Origin of the sequence: Rouxiella sp. T17 (genome assembly GCF_036663475.1) — a bacterium.
Classification (GTDB): domain Bacteria; phylum Pseudomonadota; class Gammaproteobacteria; order Enterobacterales; family Enterobacteriaceae; genus Rouxiella.
Map to the genome: position 1 here is coordinate 66,095 of NZ_JAWUEA010000030.1, position 21,619 is coordinate 87,713.

Consider the following 21,619-nt stretch of genomic DNA (forward strand, 5'->3'; position numbering starts at 1 on the left):
TTTAAAAACAGAGGGTTAATCAATCGATACTACAGGCAGATTCGAGGTAATCAAGAAGTTTTTATCAGAAATGTGAAATAGTACTAGAGCAAACGATTAAGTGCCTGTATACTCTCGCTGCAATATTTTATCTTTTCTCCGCATACCATCTTGGTGAGATATTGCCCATGCTACGTTTAAAGAAAGAAGCTCTAACGTTTGACGACGTCCTCCTTGTACCAGCTCATTCCACAGTGCTGCCGAATACTGCCGATTTGGGCACGCAGCTGACCGCTAAAATCCGTCTGAACATTCCTATGCTCTCTGCAGCCATGGATACCGTTACCGAAGCGAACCTGGCTATTGCCCTGGCGCAAGAAGGCGGGATGGGTTTCATCCATAAAAACATGTCTATCGAACGTCAGGCTGAAGAAGTCCGTCGCGTGAAAAAACATGAGAGCGGCGTTGTTGCCGATCCTAAAACCGTGACGCCTTCTACCACCCTGCGTCAGGTTAAAGAACTCACCGAAATCAACGGCTTTGCCGGTTATCCTGTCGTGACTGAAGCGAACGAGCTGGTCGGTATCATTACCGGTCGTGACGTGCGTTTTGTTACCGATCTGGAGCAGCCTGTTACCGCAGTAATGACCCCGAAAGAGCGTCTGGTTACTGTGAAAGAAGGCGAAGCGCGCGAAGTTGTCCTGCAGAAAATGCACGAAAAACGCGTTGAAAAGGCGCTGGTTGTTGATAGCCAGTTCCACCTGATCGGTATGATCACCGTTAAAGATTTCCAGAAAGCAGAGCGTAAACCTAACGCCTGTAAAGACGAAAACGGTAGCCTGCGTGTCGGCGCTGCGGTTGGCGCGGGTGCGGGTAACGAAGAGCGTATCGATGCGCTGGTCGCGGCCGGCGTTGACGTGCTGCTGATTGACTCCTCACACGGCCACTCAGAAGGCGTTCTCGGACGTATTCGTGCTACCCGTCAAAAATACCCTGACCTGCAAATCATCGGCGGCAACGTTGCTACCGGCGAAGGCGCGAAAGCGTTGGCAGACGCAGGCGTGAGCGCGGTTAAAGTCGGTATCGGCCCGGGTTCAATCTGTACCACGCGTATGGTTACCGGCGTTGGCGTACCACAGATCACCGCTGTTTCCGACGCGGTTGAAGCTCTCGAAGGCACCGGTATTCCGGTCATCGCTGACGGCGGGATTCGTTTCTCCGGCGACATCGCCAAAGCCATCGCCGCGGGCGCAAGCTGCGTGATGGTTGGCGGCATGCTGGCAGGTACCGAAGAGTCTCCGGGCGAAATCGAACTGTATCAAGGTCGTGCATTCAAATCTTACCGCGGCATGGGTTCACTGGGCGCGATGTCCAAAGGCTCTTCAGACCGTTACTTCCAGAGCGATAACGCCGCCGACAAACTGGTACCGGAAGGTATCGAAGGTCGCGTTGCCTATAAAGGCCGCCTGAAAGAGATCGTGCATCAGCAGATGGGCGGCCTGCGTTCGTGTATGGGTCTGACCGGCTGTGCTACTATCCAGGATCTTCGCACCAAGGCTGAATTTGTTCGCATCAGCGGTGCCGGTATTCAGGAAAGTCACGTCCACGACGTCACTATTACCAAAGAGTCGCCAAACTATCGCATGGGTTCTTAATATTTTTCGGAGTTGCTGCGCGTCGGTGATACTGCGTTGAAACCGGACTTAAAATGCTCATTTACTCATGTAAACTGCGCTTTTGCGTCCGATTCCGCCTTGTCTCACCTTAGCTCGCTGACTCCTTAATCGAGTTGATTAGATCGAGTTGATTAGATCGAGTTGATTGATTGAATCGAGTTGATTGATTAGATCGAGTTGATTAATCGATTGAATCGAGCCTGTGTTAAACCCGGTTTAGGCCGGGTTATCAGTTTCTTAGTTACTTTCTTTAAAACTTTAACGCTCTGGAAAATCACCCGCATGAGTGAAAATATTCATAAGCATCGCATTCTTATCCTTGATTTCGGTTCCCAGTATACTCAGCTGGTAGCACGTCGCGTTCGTGAACTCGGTGTGTATTGCGAACTCTGGGCTTGGGATGTGACCGAAGCTCAAATCCGTGAATTCAATCCGAACGGCATCATCCTGTCTGGCGGCCCGGAAAGCACCACCGAACATAACAGCCCACGCGCACCGCAGTATGTGTTCGAAGCCGGCGTGCCTGTTCTGGGCGTGTGCTACGGCATGCAGACCATGGCAATGCAGTTGGGGGGTCACGTTGAAGGCTCAAACGAGCGTGAATTTGGCTATGCACAGGTTGAAGTGCAGACCAACAGCGCGCTGGTTCGCGACATTGAAGACGCACTGAGCGCCAACAATAAGCCGCTGCTTGACGTGTGGATGAGCCATGGCGATAAAGTCACTGCCATTCCTGCCGACTTTGTTACCGTTGCCAGCACGGAAAGCTGCCCGTTTGCCATTATGGCCAACGAAGAAAAACGCTTCTACGGCGTACAGTTCCACCCGGAAGTGACGCACACCCGTCAGGGCCTGCGCATGCTGGAACGCTTCATCATTGATATCTGTGAATGTGAAGCGCTGTGGACTCCGGCTAAAATCATCGAAGATGCGATTGAGCGTCTGAAAGTGCAGATTGGCGACGATCACGTGATCCTCGGCCTGTCTGGCGGCGTTGACTCGTCTGTCACCGCGATGCTGCTGCACCGCGCCATTGGCGATCGTCTGACCTGCGTGTTCGTCGATAACGGCCTGCTGCGTTTGAACGAAGCCGATCAGGTACTGGAAATGTTCGGTGACCGTTTTGGTCTGAACATTGTTCACGTTGCCGCTGAAAATCGCTTCCTGACCGCGCTGGCGGGCGAAAACGATCCAGAAGCCAAGCGTAAAATCATTGGCCGCGTATTTGTTGAAGTCTTTGATGAAGAAGCCTGCAAGCAAGACGCCGTGAAATGGTTGGCGCAGGGTACAATCTACCCAGACGTAATCGAATCAGCCGCTTCTGCGACCGGTAAAGCACACGTTATTAAATCTCACCACAACGTGGGCGGCCTGCCGAAAGAGATGAAGCTGGGTCTGGTCGAGCCGCTGAAAGAGCTGTTCAAAGACGAAGTGCGTAAAATCGGTCTGGAACTGGGCCTGCCGTACGACATGCTTTACCGTCACCCGTTCCCGGGTCCAGGTTTGGGCGTGCGCGTGCTGGGCGAAGTGAAGAAAGAGTACTGCGACCTGCTGCGTCGCGCCGATGCTATCTTCATCGAAGAGCTGCACAAAGCCGATCTTTACAACAAAGTCAGCCAGGCGTTCACCGTCTTCCTGCCGGTTCGTTCGGTAGGCGTGATGGGCGATGGCCGTAAATACGACTGGGTTGTTTCACTGCGCGCAGTGGAAACCATCGACTTTATGACCGCACATTGGGCACACCTGCCATACGATTTCCTTGGCCGCTGCTCAAACCGCATCATCAACGAAGTCGACGGCATTTCCCGCGTTGTTTACGATATCTCGGGCAAACCGCCTGCGACTATCGAGTGGGAATAATTTCGCGAGTAGTTAATGGCTTATGCCGCTAACAAATCAGGCCCTCTGTGAAAACAGGGGGCTTTTTTTCTACTCGAAATTGATAAATTAAACATCATGTGATTGACCGGGATAACATTGATTAAGAGTCATTGAGGTGTGAATTATTGTGCTTTGGTGTTCATGGTTAACAGATTTATGTGAATTATATTTTCAAGCTTATTATTTTAATTTATTGAAAAACATAAAAATAATATAACTACCCCTTCGTTTCCCTTCCACGCACTCTGTGATCTCTCCCCTATAAATGTGAATTATCGTTAAATATAATGTGAAGCATGCTTTTCATCCTGTTAGGGTGCGTGTACACCCCACCATTTTTTAACGATGAGAACGCTATGTTACCGACCGAAAGGCGCGACTATATTTTTCGCTATGTCCATGAGAAGCAGGTCGCGGCTATCAACGATCTTGCCCGACTGATGAGTGTTTCTCACATGACGATTCGTCGTGACGTCGAGGAGCTGGAGAAAGAGGGCAAGATAACGCGCGTTAGCGGCGGAGTGCGGCTGAGTGAGGCCTTGCGGCAGGAGCTTACCTATCAGGATAAAGCCCAGCTGCACCACGGTCGTAAAATGGCGTTGGGTCGGTACGCCGCGCGTTGTGTAGAAGATGGGCTGGTGGTTTATCTCGATGCCGGAACCACCACCTTTGAAATTGCCCGCTGTTTGGCCGCCAATTTTAATCTCACCGTGATCACTAACGATTTTTCCATCTCGCAATACCTGATGGATAAACCCCAGATCAGCCTGTTTCACGTCGGGGGCGAGGTCGATAAACGCAACTATTCGACGGTGGGCATCTGTGCGGCGGCATTTTTGAAATCGTTAAACATAGACGTCGCCTTTATCAGCAGCAGCTCGTGGGATTTACGCCACGGCGTCTCGACGCCTTATGAAGGCAAAGCCATCGTCAAACAGGCCGTACTCAGCGTGGCAAGGCGCAATATTTTAATCAGCGACAGCAGTAAATACGGGAAATATGGGAAATACAAAATCTTCCCGCTCGCTGATTTGCAGGAGATTATCACCGACTCGTTATTGCCTGATGAAGACAGGAGCGCCATTCGCGACCGGTCCATCAAGCTGCATATTGTCGATGTTTAACAACATTCACATCAATCTCGGGAGCATTCATGTCAGCAGAAAGCAGTATTCGTGAAGAGATTTGCGAAACGGGCGCCAGCCTGTTTGCGCGAGGATATATCGTGGGCAGCGCGGGCAATATCAGCGCCAAACTTGACGACGGCTGGTTGATTACGCCGACTGACGCCTGTTTAGGGCGTCTCGATCCGGCCGCTATCGCCAAGGTAAGCCTCAGCGGCGAGTGGCTGTCGGGCGATAAGCCTTCCAAAACGTTGCTGCTTCATCGACAGGTTTACGACAATAATCCAGGCGTGGGCGCCGTTTTACATACGCATTCTACGGCGTTGGTGGCGCTAACGTTGGCGGGCGTGTGGAGTCAGGAGACGATTCTGCCGCCGATTACCCCTTATCAGGTGATGAAAGTCGGCAAAATTCCGTTGATTAACTATTGTCGACCGGGCGCGCCGGAAGTCGCCGAGCAGGTCGCGGCGCTGGCAAATCGGGTGCGCGGCGTCATGCTTGAAAGGCTAGGGCCGGTCGTGTGGGAGAGCTCGGTTTCAAAAGCCAGTTTTGCGCTCGAAGAGTTGGAAGAGACGGCGCGGCTGTGGGGATTATTATCTGAAAAGCCTGCGCCGCTGTCGCAAGAAAGTCTCGACGAGCTGGCGCAGGTGTTTGGCACGCGCTGGTAGCCGATAAAGTAAAAATCAGGTTTTACTCAGACTTTACTCAGACTTTACTCAGGTTTCACTCAGGTTGAGCTCAGATCTCAGTCAGCCTGAAAACCTGATTTCAGGCTATTTTTTACGCGTCACCTTAAAGTGAAACAGATAGTACTCGCCTTTGGGGCTTTCACCCGAGGCGATAATTTCCCAGCCGCGATGCTGGTAAAAGGCGATAGATTTTTCATTTTTGGTCAAGCATTTCAGGGCGCCGGTGCGGGTAAAGTTTTGCTCCACCACGCCAATTAAATGACTTCCCACGCCCTGACCCTGAAATTCTGGGTCAATAAATAAGTTGTGCAGAAAGTTCTCGTGCAGCTCAATCGACGCAAAACCTACTATTTTCCCGTCACGTTCGGCCACAATAATCTTTTCTCCGATGACCGCGCGATCAAAATCTTCCAGTTTCCACTCGCTGCTGTCGAGCCAAGTCCAGGCGGCTTTCCGAGACGCCAAATAAAGGGTACGTAAAAAAGGCCGGTCGGCTTCCTGATAAGGGCGGATCTGAATAGGCAACGTGAGCTCCTTGCAACAATAATGCGCTCGGCAAAAATCAGCATGTTCAGTATGTAGGGTAACGCGTTTTTGCTAAAAGTTTAACGAGCGGGTGAGGAAGTTTGCGCGCCAGCAAAATCGGTCAAGCAACTTCCGGCCGGCAGAGCATCATAATTTTATGCTCAGTCACAAGATTTATAATATTTTACCAACTCAGAGCGGTTCAATAGGCTGGGTCCCACGAGGCGGTGAGTTTTTTCTCAATTCCGCCATTCATAGGACGCAGACATGACAGAGCAAGTAACAATAATCGATACGCTGGTAGTGGGAGCCGGGCAGGCGGGCGTTGCCATGAGCGAACACTTGACCACGCTGGGCATTCCTCATCTGGTGCTTGAAAAAAATCGCATCGCCGAAGCGTGGATTACCGGCCGCTGGGATTCGTTGGTCGCCAACGGTCCGGCGTGGCACGACCGTTTTCCTGGCATGGAATTTAAACACGTCGGCCCGGACGGCTTTGTGCCAAAAGATCAGGTCGCCGAATATTTTACCGATTACGCACAAAAATATGACGCGCCGATCCGCACAGGCGTTGAAGTATTGCGGGTGACGCGCAACGAAGGCCGCCCGGGTTTTCGTATCGAAACCTCTGAAGGTCTGATTGAAGCCCATCGAATTGTCGCCTCGACCGGCCCGTTCCAGCGTCCGGTTATCCCGGCCATTGCGCCAAACGATGAGGCGGTATTGCAGATCCACTCCGCGCAGTACCGAAATCCGCAGCAGTTGCCAGAAGGCGGCGTGCTGGTGGTCGGCGCAGGTTCGTCGGGCGTGCAAATTGCCGATGAACTGCAACGCGCGGGCAAAAAAGTCTATCTTTCTGTCGGACCTCACGATCGTCCGCCGCGCGCGTACCGTAATCGAGATTTCTGCTGGTGGCTTGGCGTGTTGGGTCTCTGGGACGCGGCGGCCAGCCAGCCGGGCAAAGAGCACGTAACCATTGCCGTGAGCGGGGCGCGGGGCGGTCATACCGTCGATTTCCGTCGTTTGGCGAAGCAGGGCGTAAATCTGGTCGGCCTGACCCAAGATTTCACCGATGGCGTGGTGACCTTCCAGCCCGATCTGACTGATAACGTTAATCGCGGCGATGAAAACTATCTTTCATTGCTCGATGCCGCCGACGCCTACGTCGCGCGCAACGGTTTATCGCTACCCGAAGAGCCGGAAGCGCGTCATTTCTTGCCGGATCCTGAGTGCATGACCCACCCCACGCTGGCGCTGAATTTTGCCGACGCGGGCATCACCTCGATTATCTGGGCCACGGGTTACGTCGCAGATTACAGCTGGTTGCAGGTTGCGGCCTTCGACGAAAAGGGCAAGCCTCGCCACCAGCGCGGCGTTTCCAGCGAGTCGGGCGTTTATTTCCTCGGCCTGCCGTGGTTGTCGCGTCGCGGCTCAACCTTTATCTGGGGCGTGTGGCACGACGCAAAATACATCGCCGATCACATCGCTACGCAACGCCAATACGGTGCCTATCGCGAAGCCGATCCGCGCCAGAGTGAAATCTAACCCGCTTTTTCGACGAGGATTTACCCGATGCCGACGCATACCCGTATTCGCATGTTTAATACCAAAGAGACTTACCCGAATCAGACGCTGGACAATGACCTGTGTCAGGCCGTGCGTGCTGGAAATACCGTTTACGTTCGGGGTCAGGTCGGGACCGATTTTGAGGGGAATCTGGTTGGGCTCGGCGACCCGCGCGCGCAGGCTGAACAGGCGATGAAAAATGCCAAACAGCTGCTGCTCGAGGCGGGCAGTGATCTGTCACACATCGTCAAAACCACCACCTATATTATCGATCCGCGTTACCGCGAGCCGGTTTATCAGGAAGTCGGAAAATGGCTGAAAGGCGTGTTTCCAATTTCGACCGGCATTGTGGTTTCGGCGTTGGCGCAGCCGCAGTGGCTGATGGAAATCGATATTATTGCCGTGATCCCGGATGACTATGTTGCTGATTCTAATAATGATTTATTAAGCAATTCTGCTGCGAAGGAGCGCGTATGACCTTTTCCATCGCCGCCCGCTGTGCAGAAACGGGACAGCTTGGCATTGCGCTGAGTTCATCGAGCATCGCCGTGGGCGCGCGCTGCCCGTGGTTGTTGCCGGGCGTTGGCGCGGTTTCCAGCCAGAATATTACTCTGCCCGCGCTCGGCCAAACGATTTTAGCCGCGCTGAATAATGGCAACGACCCGCAAAGCGCCTTGCAACAGGCCTTGGCGGGCAACGTCTTCAGCGAATACCGTCAGGTCTCGGTGATTAATCTTCTGGGTGAAAGCGCCGTGTTCAGCGGTGAGAAAACGCTGGGCATTTATCATACCGTGCAGGGCGAAGGCTGCGTCGCCGCCGGTAATATGCTGGCGGATCAATCGGTTATTACTGCAATGGTCAGTGCCTTTGAAAACACGTCGGGTTCTTTAGCCCAACGTTTGATGGCGGCGATGCAGGCGGCAATGGTCAAAGGTGGCGAAGCGGGACCCGTACATTCAGCGGCGCTGAAAATCGTTGGCGATCACAGCTGGCCAATCGTCGATTTACGCGTCGATTGGAGTGAAAATAATCCCATCGACGAGCTAAACGCGCTGTGGCTGGCCTATGAGCCACAGATGGAGGCTTACATCACTCGCGCACTCGACCCACGCGATGCGCCAAGTTATGGCGTGCCGGGCGATGAGTAAAGGAGTGCGCGAGCTGCTGGAAAAACTGCTGGCCTTTGATACCACCAGCCGCGAATCCAATTTGGCATTGATTGATTTTATTCGCCGACACTTGACGGAGTTAGGGATCGAAAGCCAGCTCTTTCATGATGATAGCGGCAGAAAAGCCAACCTTTATGCACGCTTTGGGCCAGTGGGTAACGGCGGCGTCATGCTTTCCGGACATACCGACGTGGTACCCGTCGACGGCCAGCGGTGGACGTTTCCCCCCTTTGAATTAACTGAGCATGATGGGCGTTACTACGGTCGTGGCAGTGCCGACATGAAAGGCTTTATCGCCTGCGTGCTGGCCGCCGTGCCCGATTTCTTGGCCCAGCCGCTGCGGATGCCGCTGCATTTGGCGTTCTCTTATGATGAAGAGGTCGGCTGCCTTGGCGTGCGGAGTGTAGTCGATTTTCTCAAGGCTTCGCCTGAAAAACCTGCGCTGTGTATCATTGGCGAGCCTACGGAAATGCGGCCAGTTTATGGTCATAAAGGCAAGCTGGCGATGCGCTGTCAGGTGCAGGGTCACGCCTGTCACTCCGCCTATGCGCCACGCGGCGTCAATGCTATCGAATACGCCGCGCGGCTAATTAACAAGCTTTCTGCGCTGGGAGAGGTGCTGGCGGAAAAGCAGGATGCCCGTTTTGATCCGCCCTACAGCACGCTGCAAGTGGGCACGATTCACGGCGGTGCTGCGTTAAATATCGTGCCGCAGGATTGCCAGTTTGATTTTGAAATTCGCCACTTGCCTGAGGAGCAGGTCGATTCGGTGATAACCGAATTACAGCGCTATGCCGACGACTATTTATTGCCGCACATGAAACAGCGCGCCGAAAGTAGCGCCATCACTTTTACTCCGCTTAGTCGCTATCCGGGTTTGCTGACCGATCCGCAGTCTGAATTTGCGGGCTGGTTGGCAGAGTGGTGTGGCAGTAATGAATTTTCAACCGTGGCTTTTGGAACGGAAGGCGGTTTGTTTGATGAAGCGGGCGTCGCGACGCTGGTGTGTGGACCTGGCAGCATGGATCAGGGGCATAAAGCGGATGAGTTTGTTAGTTGCGATCAGTTGCAACGTTGTCAGTTAATGCTGGAAAACCTGCGCCTGTGGATGAAAGCTTAATACAGATGCCGATTATTTGCAGACAGCTTATCCGTTCCTTGTTATGAAGGCTTAGTCCCCGTCACGAAAAAATAGCAAAAATTATCCTTTCACATAAAAGGGGTTTTTACTGGGCGATAATAGTGCGCAGCCCCTTTTATTCAATTTGTGATGATGATCACCCTCAATATATTCATGAAATTTCTTTCTCGTCGCGAAATAAACGCTTTTTTGCTATGTCATTAATTTATCTAATAAAGAGAAGTGGCGACTATACCTTGTCTTGAATATGCCTGCCATACTTAACGATTCAGCATGAGTTAAGTCTCATATTAAGTATGAAATTTTTGTGATGTATAAGCTAATTTAAAACATTAAGAAATGAATAGTTTCTTGACGAAACTTTATTTTGTCAATTTTCCTCTCTTCTCTTAATGTTCTACAAAAAGGCCTTTTTCAAGACGGAAATAGTTCTCACGCAGCAAGGTGCTAATTTTTTATCGAGGTAAATCAGCTTGTTAATTCTATTTAAATTTACCAGCTAAAAAGGTAAGAACGTTTTTTCTGAAGATTTTCTGGCGTTTGCCGCCACGAAGAAAACATTCCCTTCTGCTTTGATTGGTTTAGGCGATTGATTTGTGGTTTATGGATTGACGTTGCCTATTTTTCAAAGTGTAAATTATGCGTTAGTGTGTCTTGCAAAGTGTAAGTTATAAGTTAGCCTTAAGTTAATTTGTTAAGTGATACCGCCGTTTTTAATGATTTCATGAGTAGATTACTTGATGAGTGAATGGTCACTCAAAGTAACAAATCGACTGAAACTTACGGCTTCGTCAGCTTCCTACTGATGATGTTGGCATTTATTCCTCCACCAGATTGAAAAAATTATTCAGCTATAAAAAGGGTTTTCCCTTTATGACGTGATACTCCGTTGCAATGACAACAAATAATAACAGCGGGTTATTAACTTGGCGGCTTAAAAGATTCAATACGGTTTCATCATTATTTTCCTGAGACCGTTCAAGAGATGGAGTGAATAATCTACGGGATTATTCGCTATTAAAAACCGGAATCTACGGATGCCGGGCGTTTTTATGGATGTCAATATCTACGCGGGAAAACGATAATATGAATAATATCTCTGTCACGCCAAAGGGTGGAACAATTGCTTCCGAACTTAGCGGCAACCAAGTTAATCTGACCGCTCCTAGTTTAGTAAAACTTAATCTTAATCAATCAGATATTAAGACTTTCACACGCAACGGTAATGATTTAGTCGTCACCACAAAGAGTAGCGAAACACTGGTTATTCATAACTTTTACGGCCCGAATGGCGAAAGCGATTTAGTATTGCAAGACAGTCAAGGCGCACTGTGGTGGGTAGAAGATCCCGGTACAGAAGGCTTCCATTACGTCTCTATTGATAGCACCGACGCACTGTTGGCTGAAGATGGCCTAAGCGACAACGCAATTATCGGTCTTGCCGCAGGTGCCGCACTTTTAGGCGGAGCGGCCGCGATTATTGGTAGTTCCAACGGCGGCGGCGGCTCTGACGACGACAATAATAATAACGGCGGTGGGGATAACAACGGCGGCGGAGATAACGGCGGCGGTAACAATGGCGGTGGTAATAACGGCGGCGGCGACAACGGCGGTGGTAATAACGGCGGCGGCGACAACGGCGGTGGTGATAACGGCGGCGGCGACAATGGCGGTGGTGATAACGGCGGCGGTGACAATGGCGGCGGTGACAATGGCGGTGGTGATAACGGCGGCGGCGGCGATGATACGACCCCTCCGGCTCCTGTCGCAAACCTGCTGATTACCGATGATGTCGGTGCCGTGCAGGGCGCTATCGTTACGGGCACCACCACTGACGACAACACGCCAACCTTAAGCGGTACGGCGGAAGCGGGCAGCACGGTCAATATCTACGACGGCAGCACGCTTCTCGGCACGGCAACTGTCGGCGCGGATGGCACCTGGACCTTCACCACGGACGTTTTGGCCGATGGCGAGCACAGCCTCACTGTCACCGTAACCGATGCCGCAGGCAATACCAGCACGGCGACCGATCCTGTTACCTTCACCGTTGACTCCCTTGCACCTGACGCCATTGGCGATCTTTCCGTCATCAATAATGAAGGCGCAGTCGCCTTGCAGGTCACGCCAAACGGCGCAACCAATGACAATACGCCGGTGATTTCCGGTACCGCAGAAGTCGGCAGCACCGTGACGCTGACCGATGGCGACACCGTGCTGGGCACTGTGGTTGTCGGGGCCGACGGAACCTGGAGCTTTACCAGTCCGACGCTTGGCGAAGGCAGCCATACTTTAAGCATTACTGCGACCGATGCCGCGGGCAACGTGAGCCCTGCAACGACCATTACCTTTACTGTCGACACGGTCGCACCTGATGCGGTGACCGGCCTTGTCGTTACGGCGGATGAAGGCGGATTAGCAGGACCTTTAGCTTCCGGCGCAGAAACCGATGACAACACGCTGGTGTTTACGGGTCAGGCCGAAGCCGGAACCACGGTGAGCTTCTACGATGGCGACACCCTGTTGGGCAGCACTATTGTCGATACCGCGGGTAACTGGACTTTCACCTCTGACGCGCTGACTAACGGTCCGCACAGCATTACCACGACGGTTACCGATGCTGCAGGCAATGTCAGCCCGGCATCCGACGCTTTCATCGTGAATATCGATGCCGCGCTGCCACCGGCAACGCTGACGCTGGAAGTCACTGACGATACTGGCAGCACGCTGGTGTTATTGAACGACGGTGATTATACCCGCGACAACACGCCAACACTGAGCGGCCTGACGGCGGCCAATGCGACCGTAGTGATTTACAATGGCGATGTCGAGCTGGCTACTGTCACCTCGGACGCTAATGGTCAATGGCAATACGACACCACCGCGCTGGCAGACGGCACCTATGTCTTCCACGCGACCACAACAGATGGCGACGGTAACGTCACCGACTCCGGCAATATTTCCATCACTATCGACACTTTAGTGCCGGACGCTGCGGCCGATCTGGTGCTGAATAATGACGAAGGCAGCACCTATGTGCCAGTGGTTGCCGGTGGTGCGACCAATGACGACACGCCAGTCCTGACGGGTACTGCCGAGCCGGGCACCACGGTAACCATTTCCGATGGCGACACCCAGCTGGGCACCGTGGTTGTTGGCGACGATGGCACCTGGAGCTTCACCACGCCTACGCTTAACGAAGGCGATCACAGCATTACCACGACAGTGACCGATCAGGCGGGCAATGTCAGCACACCTTCCGATCCGATTACCTTTACTGTTGATACTACAGTGCCTGTGGCGGCAACCGGCCTGACCGTGACCGACAATGTCGGTGATGTCGTCGGCGCGCTGGCCTCGGGCGATACCACTGACGACAGCACGCCAACGCTGAGTGGTCAGGCTGAAGCCAACTCGACGGTCAATGTTTACGACGGCACCACGCTTCTCGGCACGGTTCCGGCAGATGCGGATGGCAACTGGACCTTCACGCCGACCGGGCTAAGCAATGGCGATCACAGCATTACTGTGACGGTAACCGACGCTGCGGGTAACGTGAGCGCGGCCACCGATGCCTTTACCTTTACCGTCGATGCAGATTTGCCGCCGGCAACCAGCTCGCTGCAAATCACCGATGATACCGGCAGCACGCTGGTCCTGCTGGACGATGGCGCGTCATCCAAAGACAGCACGCCGACGCTGAGCGGGCTGACAGGTGCCAATAACACCGTCGTGATTTACAACGGCGATGATGTGCTGGGTACCGTAACGGCAGATGCCACCGGACAGTGGCAATTTACCCCTGATGCGTTGCCAGATGGCATTTATATCTTCCACGCTACCGCGACAGATGCGGCGGGTAACGCTGCCGATTCCGGCAATATCACCATCACTATCGATACCCTTGTGCCAGATGCAGCGGGCGACGTGGTGCTGAGCAATGATACTACCGGTACGCCAGTTCCCGTTGAAGCGGGCGGCGCGACCAATGACACGACGCCTGTGCTGAGCGGTACCGCCGAGCCGGGCACAACAGTCAACGTTCTGGACGGCACTACGGTAATTGGCACCGCGCCGGTCGATGCAGACGGCAACTGGACCTTTACCGCGCCAGTGTTGACCGAAGGCGATCATAGCCTGACGACAACTGTTACCGATGCGGCCGGGAATACCGGTCCGGCCTCCGATCCGATCACCTTCACCGTCGATACTCAACCTCCTGCGGCAGCCGTCAGTCTGGTCTTCAATGACGATCAGACCGGCACGCTGGTGCCAATTACTACCGGTTCTACCAATGACACCACGCCAATTCTGACGGGCTGGGCGGAAGTAGGCAGCACGGTGACGATTACTGTCGATGGCGGCACGCCGACCACGGTAACTGTCGATGCTGACGGTAACTGGAGTTACGCGCTGCCAGCGCTGGACGAAGGCGATCACACGGTCACCACCTCGGTCAGCGATGCGGCGGGCAACGTCAGCCCGGCGGCTGATCCCATTGTCATTAATATCGATTTAACTCCGCCAGCGGCGGCCGATGGCGTGGTCATCAGCAATGATGCAGGTACTGCGCTGACAGGCGGTGTGGCAACCAATGACGTTAGCCCAGTGGTGACAGGTACTGCAGAAGCAGGCAGCACGGTGACTATTTTGGACGGCACCACGGTATTGGGTACGACCACGGCGGGCGATGACGGCACCTGGAGTTTCAATACGCCAGCGCTTGGCGAAGGCAATCACAGTATCACGACTACCGTGACAGACCCTGCCGGTAATGTCAGCCCAGCCAGTGATCCTACTACCTTTACGGTGGATATTACCTCGCCGGATGCCGCAGCAAATATCATCATTACCAGTGACGCGGTGGATCCTGCCGTGGCCGTAACCACCGGCGCGACCAATGACACTACGCCGGTATTGAGCGGCACGGCCGAACCTGGCAGCACGGTTAGCGTATTTGTTGATGGCGATCCGGTCGCTGTAGGCACTGCGCCTGTCGATGCCGATGGCAACTGGACGTTTACACCTGCCGCGCCGTTAGATGAAGGTGCGCACACTATTACTACGACGGTCACCGATCCGGCGGGTAATAGCAGCGTAGCATCCGAACCGATTAATCTGACTATCGATACCGTGGCTCCAACTGCGCCAGATGCTGTGCTGCTTAACGATAACGAGGGCAGCACGCTGGTGCCTATTCTCGACGGCACGACCACCAATGACAGCACGCCGGTCTTGAGCGGCGGCGCAGGAAGCGCCGAAGCGGGCACGACAATCAACGTGTTTGATGGCGATGCTCCGCTTGGAACGACAACAGTCGGAGCCGACGGCAGCTGGAGCTTTACCTTGCCGGTATTGGGAGAAGGCACGCACGTTCTGACGGCGACAGCGGTGGATCTGGCGGGTAACGAAAGTCCTGCTTCAGCAGCGATCACTTTCGATGTCGATACTGTGGCACCTGACGCGCCGGCCGGTTTAACCTTCAGCAACGACGACGGCGCTGCGCCAGTGGGCATTGCTGATGGCGGCGCCACCAACGACAACACGCCGTTGCTGCAAGGCACCGCCGAGGCCAACAGCGTCGTTTCGATTCTTGAAGACGGCGTGCTGCTGGACACGGTCACTTCCGACGCAGACGGTAACTGGAGCTACACGCCAACGCTGACCGACGGCACCTACACCTTCACTGCCACTGTTACGGATGAAGCCGGTAACGTCAGCGACGTGAGTACGCCAATTACGCTCACCGTAGACACCGTCCCGCCAGTCGTAGCAGATCTCGCGTTGAGCAATAATCTGACTGCCGATCCGGTGGCTATTCCGGATGGCGGTTTAACCAACGACCCAACGCCTGTCATCAGCGGAACCGCCGAAGCGGGCAGCACTATCACGATTTACGATGGTGCAGATTTGACCGCGGCCCCACTTGGAACCGTCGTCGTTGGTGATACAGGGATCTGGACCTTCACCGTTCCAGATGCTGCGCTATTGGCCGATGGTCTGCACGCGCTGAATGTTACTGCCACCGATCCGGCCGGTAATATCAGTGCGCCAGCCGTCATTAATGTAGAAATCGATACGGTAGCTCCGGATGCGCCGGCTGCGCTGGCGGTCAGCGCCGATAACGGCACGGCGGTTGTCGTGAATGCCGATGGCACCTTCACCAACGACAGCACGCCGCTGATTTCAGGCACGGGCGCGCCGGGCAGCATTATTAACGTCCTGAACGGTACCGATGTTGTGGGCACCGCGACGGTCGGCGATAACGGACAGTTCACGGTCACGCTGACCACCGAACTGGACGATGGCACCTACAATCTGACCGTGCAGGCCGTAGACGCTGCCGGTAATGTCAGCGATGCGGCCACCATCACCTTTACGGTTGATGCTACCGCGCCAGATGCTACCACCATCACGATCAGCAACAATAATGTGGATCCGGCAACTGACCTCGCCGATGCTGCAACGACCAACGACAACACGCCGTTGTTGAGCGGCGCGGCGGAAGCGGGAAGCACCGTCACCATTTATAACGAAGACGGGCAGATTGTCGGCACGACTGTCGCTATTGAGGACGGCACCTGGACCTTCCAATCACCAACCTTGACTGATGATACGCACGGGTTCTACGCCACCGTTACCGATTTAGCAGGCAACGTTAGCGAGAATTCGCCAACTATCACCCTTACTGTGGATTCCACTGCACCTGAACCGGTCGCAGGCTTGCTGGTGCAAAATGATGAAGGCGATGCTCCGGTCACCATCACCAATGGCGGCCTGACCAACGATGCTACGCCGGTTATCAGTGGCACCGCGGAACCTGGCAGCACCATCACGCTGGTGAACGCTGCTGACGGCACGCCATTTGGTACTGTCACTGCCGATGCCACCACGGGCGCATGGAGCTTTACGCCGGATGCGCTGGCAGAGGGAACCTATAATCTGTCGATTACGGTTACCGACGAAGCCGGTAATGTCAGTGCGGCAACCACGGTTGGTTTCACCGTCGATCTCACACCGCCTGCCGTTATCGATGTCGGTGATTTCGCGGTTTACAACAACGACGGCAGTTCGCTGGCGGTTATCGCCAATGGCGGATTGACGAATGACGCTACGCCAGAGCTGGTAGGTACAGGCGTTGCGGGCACGACAATCAATATTTATCAGGATGGCGTACAGGTTGGTACGGCGGCGGTTTCGGCGGCCGGGGATTGGGTCTTCCAAACCGGCACGCTGGCGAATGACACGCCCGTCGCCTTTACCGTTTCGGCGGTGGATGCAGCCGGTAATGAGAGCGCGCAGTCTGCAGCCTACACCATCACGGTCGATGCTGCAGCACCGGGTCCAGTGGCTGGCTTGGTCGTCACCGACGATGTTGGCGACACGCAAGGTCCATTGCTGAACAATGCGATTACCGATGACAACACGCCAACCTTCTCGGGCACGGCGGAAGCCGGAGCCACGGTCAGCGTTTACGAAGGTGACACGCTGCTGGGCACCGCGCTGGTGGGAGATGATCTTACCTGGACTATCACGCCTGTCGCACTTGGCAACGGTCTGCATGACTTCAGCATTATCGTCACTGATCTCGCCGGTAACGTGAGCACGGCAACGCCGTTTACTCTGGATATCGAAGCCGGTATTCCACCCGCGACCTCTACCCTGCAAATCACCGACGATGCAGGCACCACGCTGGTTGCGCTGGCCGACGGCGACAGCACCAACGACAACACGCCGGTACTGAGCGGGCTGTCTACGGCGGGGAGTTCCATCGCTGTCATCATTGATGGCGCTACCGTAGCTACCGTTACTGTGGGTGCCGATAACCAGTGGAGTTACACTCCGACTGCGCTGGCCGATGGCGATCATACCTTCGCTATTACCACCACGGATACAACAGGAAATATCACCGATACCGGACCTATCACCCTTACCATTGATACCGTCGTACCTGATGCAGCGATTGACCTTCTGGTCACCAACGACGATGCGGCAACGCCTGTAGCCATCACCGAAGGCAGCAGCACCAACGACGATACGCCGCTGGTGAGCGGAACCGCCGAAACGGGCGCAACCGTCACTATTTACGATGGAGCGACCGCCATTGGAACGGTTGTGGCGGATGCAACGACCGGTGCGTGGGCATTCAATACAGATCCTCTTAGCCAGGGCGCGCACGCGCTCAGCGTGACAGTGACTGATCTGGCGGGCAACGTGAGCGCACCATCGGCAACGTTGAACTTTACCGTCGATATCACGGCACCTGTCGCGGTTACGCTGGTGGTCAGCAACGATGACGGCGCAGCCCCAGTCATCATTCCAAATGGCGGTTCTACCAATGATGTCACGCCGCTGCTGAGCGGTGTTGCGGAAGACGGTGCGACAGTGACCATTCTGGACGGCGGCAACGTGATCGGTACTGTCACGGCGACGGGCGGAGTGTGGAGCTTTAATGCTGCGCTCGGCGAAGGTCCGCATACTCTCACCGCCACGGCGACCGATGCCGCGGGCAACGTGAGCGTGGCGTCCGGCACGACGACAATCACTATCGATACCGTCGCACCGGGTGCGGTGACTATCGCAGCCAGCAATAATAACGGCACGGTTGCCGTTCCTATCGCCGACAACGGCAGCACCAACGACAGCACACCGGCGCTGACGGGTACGGCTGAAATTGGCAGTACCGTCACTATTCTGCAAGATGGCCTGCAGGTGGCGACAGTAACGGCAAGTTCAACCGGCACCTGGAGTTACAACCCGGCGACGCTTGGCGATGGCGCGCACACCTTTAGCGTCACGGCAACGGATGCTGCGGGTAACGTGAGTCCTGCGGCTACGCTGACCTTAACCGTCATCACGGCAGCCGTGGCGCCGATTACCGATCTGACCGTTACCGACGACGTCGCTCCGATCACCGGTATTCTGGCCAGCGGTGCAAGCACCAATGACACCACGCCAACGCTGGCAGGAACGGCGACGGCGGCGGGCAATATCGTCACTATCTATGACGGTACAACGGTGCTGGGAACTTTCGTTGCTGGAGCGGGCGGGGCGTGGAACTTTACCACGGCGGCGCTCGACAATGGTCTTCATACGCTGAGCGTTACCGTGACCGATGCCGCAGGTAACGTCAGCGCGGCGACCAACTTCCCAATTACCGTAGATACCATCGCACCAACGGCATCGACGCTGGTTGTCACCAATGATGTTGCCAATACGGTGGTAGCAAACGGCGGCACGACGGGCGATTCAACGCCAACTCTGAGCGGCGTGGCCGAGGCCAACAGCACCATCACCATCACTGAAAACGGTGCGGCGGTTGGCACTGCGACAGCCGATGCCAACGGTATCTGGAGCCTGACTACGGGCGTGCTGGCCGACGGCGCACATCCGCTGACGGTGACCGTAACCGATGCGGCAGGCAACGTGAGTGGCGCAACCACCTCGACCGTAAATATTGATACCACCGCGCCAGTGCCAGTGACCTTCACGGCCAGCAACAACAACGCGACCGTCGTCACGGCGATTGCCAACAACAGCTTGACCAATGACAGCACGCCGCTGCTGACAGGTACGGCAGAAGCGGGCAGTCGCGTTACCATTCTGGACGGCACCACCGTGCTGGGTACGGTGACGGCAAGTGGAACGGGCGCGTGGAGCTTCACCTCAACCACGCTGGCGGAAGGGCTGCATACCCTGAACGTCACGGCGACCGATACGGCGGGCAACGTCAGCCCGGCCGCTTCGTTCACCTTTACCGTTGATACCATCGCACCCGCTCCGGTAACGGGTCTGACCATCACCGATAACGTTGGAACCACGACTGGCGCATTGTTAACGGGTGCGTTTACCGATGACAATACGCCGACCCTCGCCGGTACGGCGGCGGCCAACGCGCTGGTTACCATTCTAGACGGCGCGACCGTTCTGGGAACGGTAGTTGCGGATGCGGCGGGCGCGTGGAGCTTTACGCCAACAGCATTGACCGACGGCGCGCATTCACTTAGCGTCACGACGACCGATGCAGCCGGTAATGTCAGTGCGGCAACCACGCCTGTTGCGATTACCGTCGATACCATCGCGCCGGCGGCGGTAGTCGATCTGGCGGTTAACACTGCGGGCACCACGTTGACGGGGACGGGCGAGGCGAACTCAACCATCACCGTGAGAGACGCGGGTGGCGCGATTATCGGTACAGGTACGGCCGGTGCCGGTGGCGGCTTCACGGTAACCCTGACTACGCCGCAGACCACGGGCGCTCAGCTTTCGGTCACCCAGACCGACCTTGCGGGCAACGTGTCGCCAGCAGCTACGGTGGGGAGTGCGATTCAGATCGTTGCTGTCGCCGATGTCAATGAGGTGGATTACACCACCACGCTGGCGTCGGTCAACAATCCACTGACCAGTGAAACGAATGTGGCATTGGTCACCGTCGGATTGGGTAATCTGCTGTCTGCTACCGTCATAGGCACTAATAATGCGTACCTGTTCAGCGTGGGTGAAGATGATACACGCGAAGTATCGGTCAATGCGACACTGGGCGGCGTACTCGGATTACTCGTTAACTACTCCTTAAACGTGTATGAGCAGCAGGCCGATGGTAGCTGGGCACTGGTTCAGAGCGTACCTAACTACTTTGCGGGCATACTCTCCCTTGGTGCACATACGGGGCAGACCATCGCCTTGAATCCTCTCGGAACAGGTAACTATGCCGTGGTACTGGCGTCGAACCTGAACGTCAGCGTGCTGCCAGTGACCACTATCCGTACAACCTCGGATGTCACCACGCTGGCCGTTACTGTCGCAGCGACCGTCACCGGTAACCTGCTGGAGAATGACACCAGTTCCGATACGGGCGTGGTTCCAGCCAATACGGCAATAACCAGTGTTGATGGCGGCGCCGTGGCGGCAAATGGCAATACGACGTTCAACACGACGTACGGAACGTTAACCGTCGACTCGCATGGTCAATACACCTACACGCTGAAAGGCGGGCTGGATATTGACACGCTGCCAGCCTCTGAAACCTTCACTTACTCGGTGACGGATGCAGCAGGTGTGGTGACCTCGTCCACCTTGACCGTCAACCTGAGTGACGGCGCGGCAACCACGCTGCTTACCACCAACAGCCTGTTTGCCGAAAGCACGGAGACCACGAGTGACGCCAGCGGCAGTATCTACGGCGACTCTACTGAAACGCACACCGGAACCTTAAGCATCTTTAATGAAAGCGGGGCCGAAACCACCGTCAGCAGCACGGGAACCACCACGGTTGCCGGCGATTACGGCGTGCTGTCGATAGCGGCCAACGGTGCCTACACCTATAGCCTTAATGCGGATGTCAGTGCACAAAGCATCACGCATAAAGAGGTGTTCAGCTACTCGCTGGCGGCAACCGACGGCACTATCACGCAGAACTCGTTCACCATCGAGCTGCATCCGACTGTCACCGGTACTGCGGCGGCAGAGACACTTTCCGGCGGTGCCTACGACGACACCATCACGGCGGGTGCGGGCGCAGATACGCTGGTTTATCACCTGCTGGCGACGGCCGATGCAACGGGCGGCAACGGTCATGACACCTGGACGGACTTTAATGTTGCGCAAGGTGACAAAATCGATGTTAGCGAGTTGCTGATTGGCTGGAATGATTCTACAAGTAATGTTAATGATTTCGTCAGTGTGAACCATACTACGGATGGCAATACCGTTCTTTCGATTGACCGTGACGGAACCGGAACGGCGTTCAGCAGCACTCAACTGGTTACGCTGGAAGGCGTTAACGCATCACTGGAGGAACTGCTGCAACAACCGCACCAAACTACCACGGCGTAAAATGTGTTAGATGTCGCAGGGATGCTTTATGGGC

10 protein-coding genes are annotated in these 21,619 nt (G+C 55.1%); 9 read left to right on the forward strand and 1 reads right to left on the reverse strand.

From position 1 onward, the window contains the following. Positions 1-167: 167 nt before the first annotated feature. From guaB to otnC, 4 genes are all read left to right on the forward strand, one after another. The gene (guaB, locus tag SC206_RS10760) at positions 168-1,634 is read left to right on the forward strand and encodes an IMP dehydrogenase (protein WP_332737017.1); all 1,467 of its coding nucleotides are present in this window, start codon (positions 168-170) and stop codon (positions 1,632-1,634) included. A gap of 303 nt (positions 1,635-1,937) precedes the next feature. Next, positions 1,938-3,515, forward strand: a complete 1,578-nt coding sequence (gene guaA / locus SC206_RS10765) for a glutamine-hydrolyzing GMP synthase (RefSeq protein WP_332737019.1) — start codon at positions 1,938-1,940, stop codon at positions 3,513-3,515. Positions 3,516-3,892: 377 nt separating this feature from the next. Then, positions 3,893-4,660 carry a DeoR/GlpR family DNA-binding transcription regulator gene (locus SC206_RS10770; RefSeq protein WP_332737021.1) on the forward strand — a complete coding sequence of 256 codons (768 nt, stop codon included), beginning with the start codon at positions 3,893-3,895 and terminating at the stop codon, positions 4,658-4,660. A 29-nt stretch (positions 4,661-4,689) separates the two neighbouring features. Further along, complete coding sequence (gene otnC, locus SC206_RS10775) at positions 4,690-5,328, forward strand: 3-oxo-tetronate 4-phosphate decarboxylase (RefSeq protein WP_332737023.1); 639 nt, start codon at positions 4,690-4,692, stop codon at positions 5,326-5,328. A gap of 105 nt (positions 5,329-5,433) precedes the next feature. Here the strand turns inward: otnC and SC206_RS10780 are convergent, their stop codons facing one another. After that, complete coding sequence (locus SC206_RS10780; RefSeq protein WP_332737025.1) at positions 5,434-5,874, reverse strand: GNAT family N-acetyltransferase; 441 nt, start codon at positions 5,872-5,874, stop codon at positions 5,434-5,436. Positions 5,875-6,141: 267 nt separating this feature from the next. On the opposite strand from SC206_RS10780, the gene SC206_RS10785 reads away from it, so the two are divergent. The 5 genes from SC206_RS10785 (at position 6,142) to SC206_RS10805 (ending at position 21,585) form a co-directional block, all read left to right on the forward strand. Further along, complete coding sequence (locus SC206_RS10785; RefSeq protein WP_332737027.1) at positions 6,142-7,419, forward strand: flavin-containing monooxygenase; 1,278 nt, start codon at positions 6,142-6,144, stop codon at positions 7,417-7,419. 27 nt (positions 7,420-7,446) lie between these two features. Then, positions 7,447-7,917 (forward strand): RidA family protein, encoded by a 471-nt coding sequence (locus SC206_RS10790; RefSeq protein ID WP_332737029.1) that lies wholly within the window; start codon positions 7,447-7,449, stop codon positions 7,915-7,917. Beyond that, positions 7,914-8,588: a DUF1028 domain-containing protein gene (locus tag SC206_RS10795; RefSeq protein ID WP_332737031.1), complete on the forward strand. Its 675-nt coding sequence runs from the start codon at positions 7,914-7,916 to the stop codon at positions 8,586-8,588. Before SC206_RS10790 ends, SC206_RS10795 begins: the two co-directional genes overlap by 4 nt. After that, positions 8,581-9,729: an acetylornithine deacetylase gene (gene argE / locus SC206_RS10800; RefSeq protein WP_332737033.1), complete on the forward strand. Its 1,149-nt coding sequence runs from the start codon at positions 8,581-8,583 to the stop codon at positions 9,727-9,729. The genes SC206_RS10795 and argE overlap by 8 nt, the downstream gene beginning before the upstream one ends. A gap of 1,107 nt (positions 9,730-10,836) precedes the next feature. Continuing rightward, positions 10,837-21,585, forward strand: a complete 10,749-nt coding sequence (locus SC206_RS10805) for an Ig-like domain-containing protein (protein ID WP_332737035.1) — start codon at positions 10,837-10,839, stop codon at positions 21,583-21,585. The last annotated feature ends 34 nt before the right edge of the window (positions 21,586-21,619 follow it).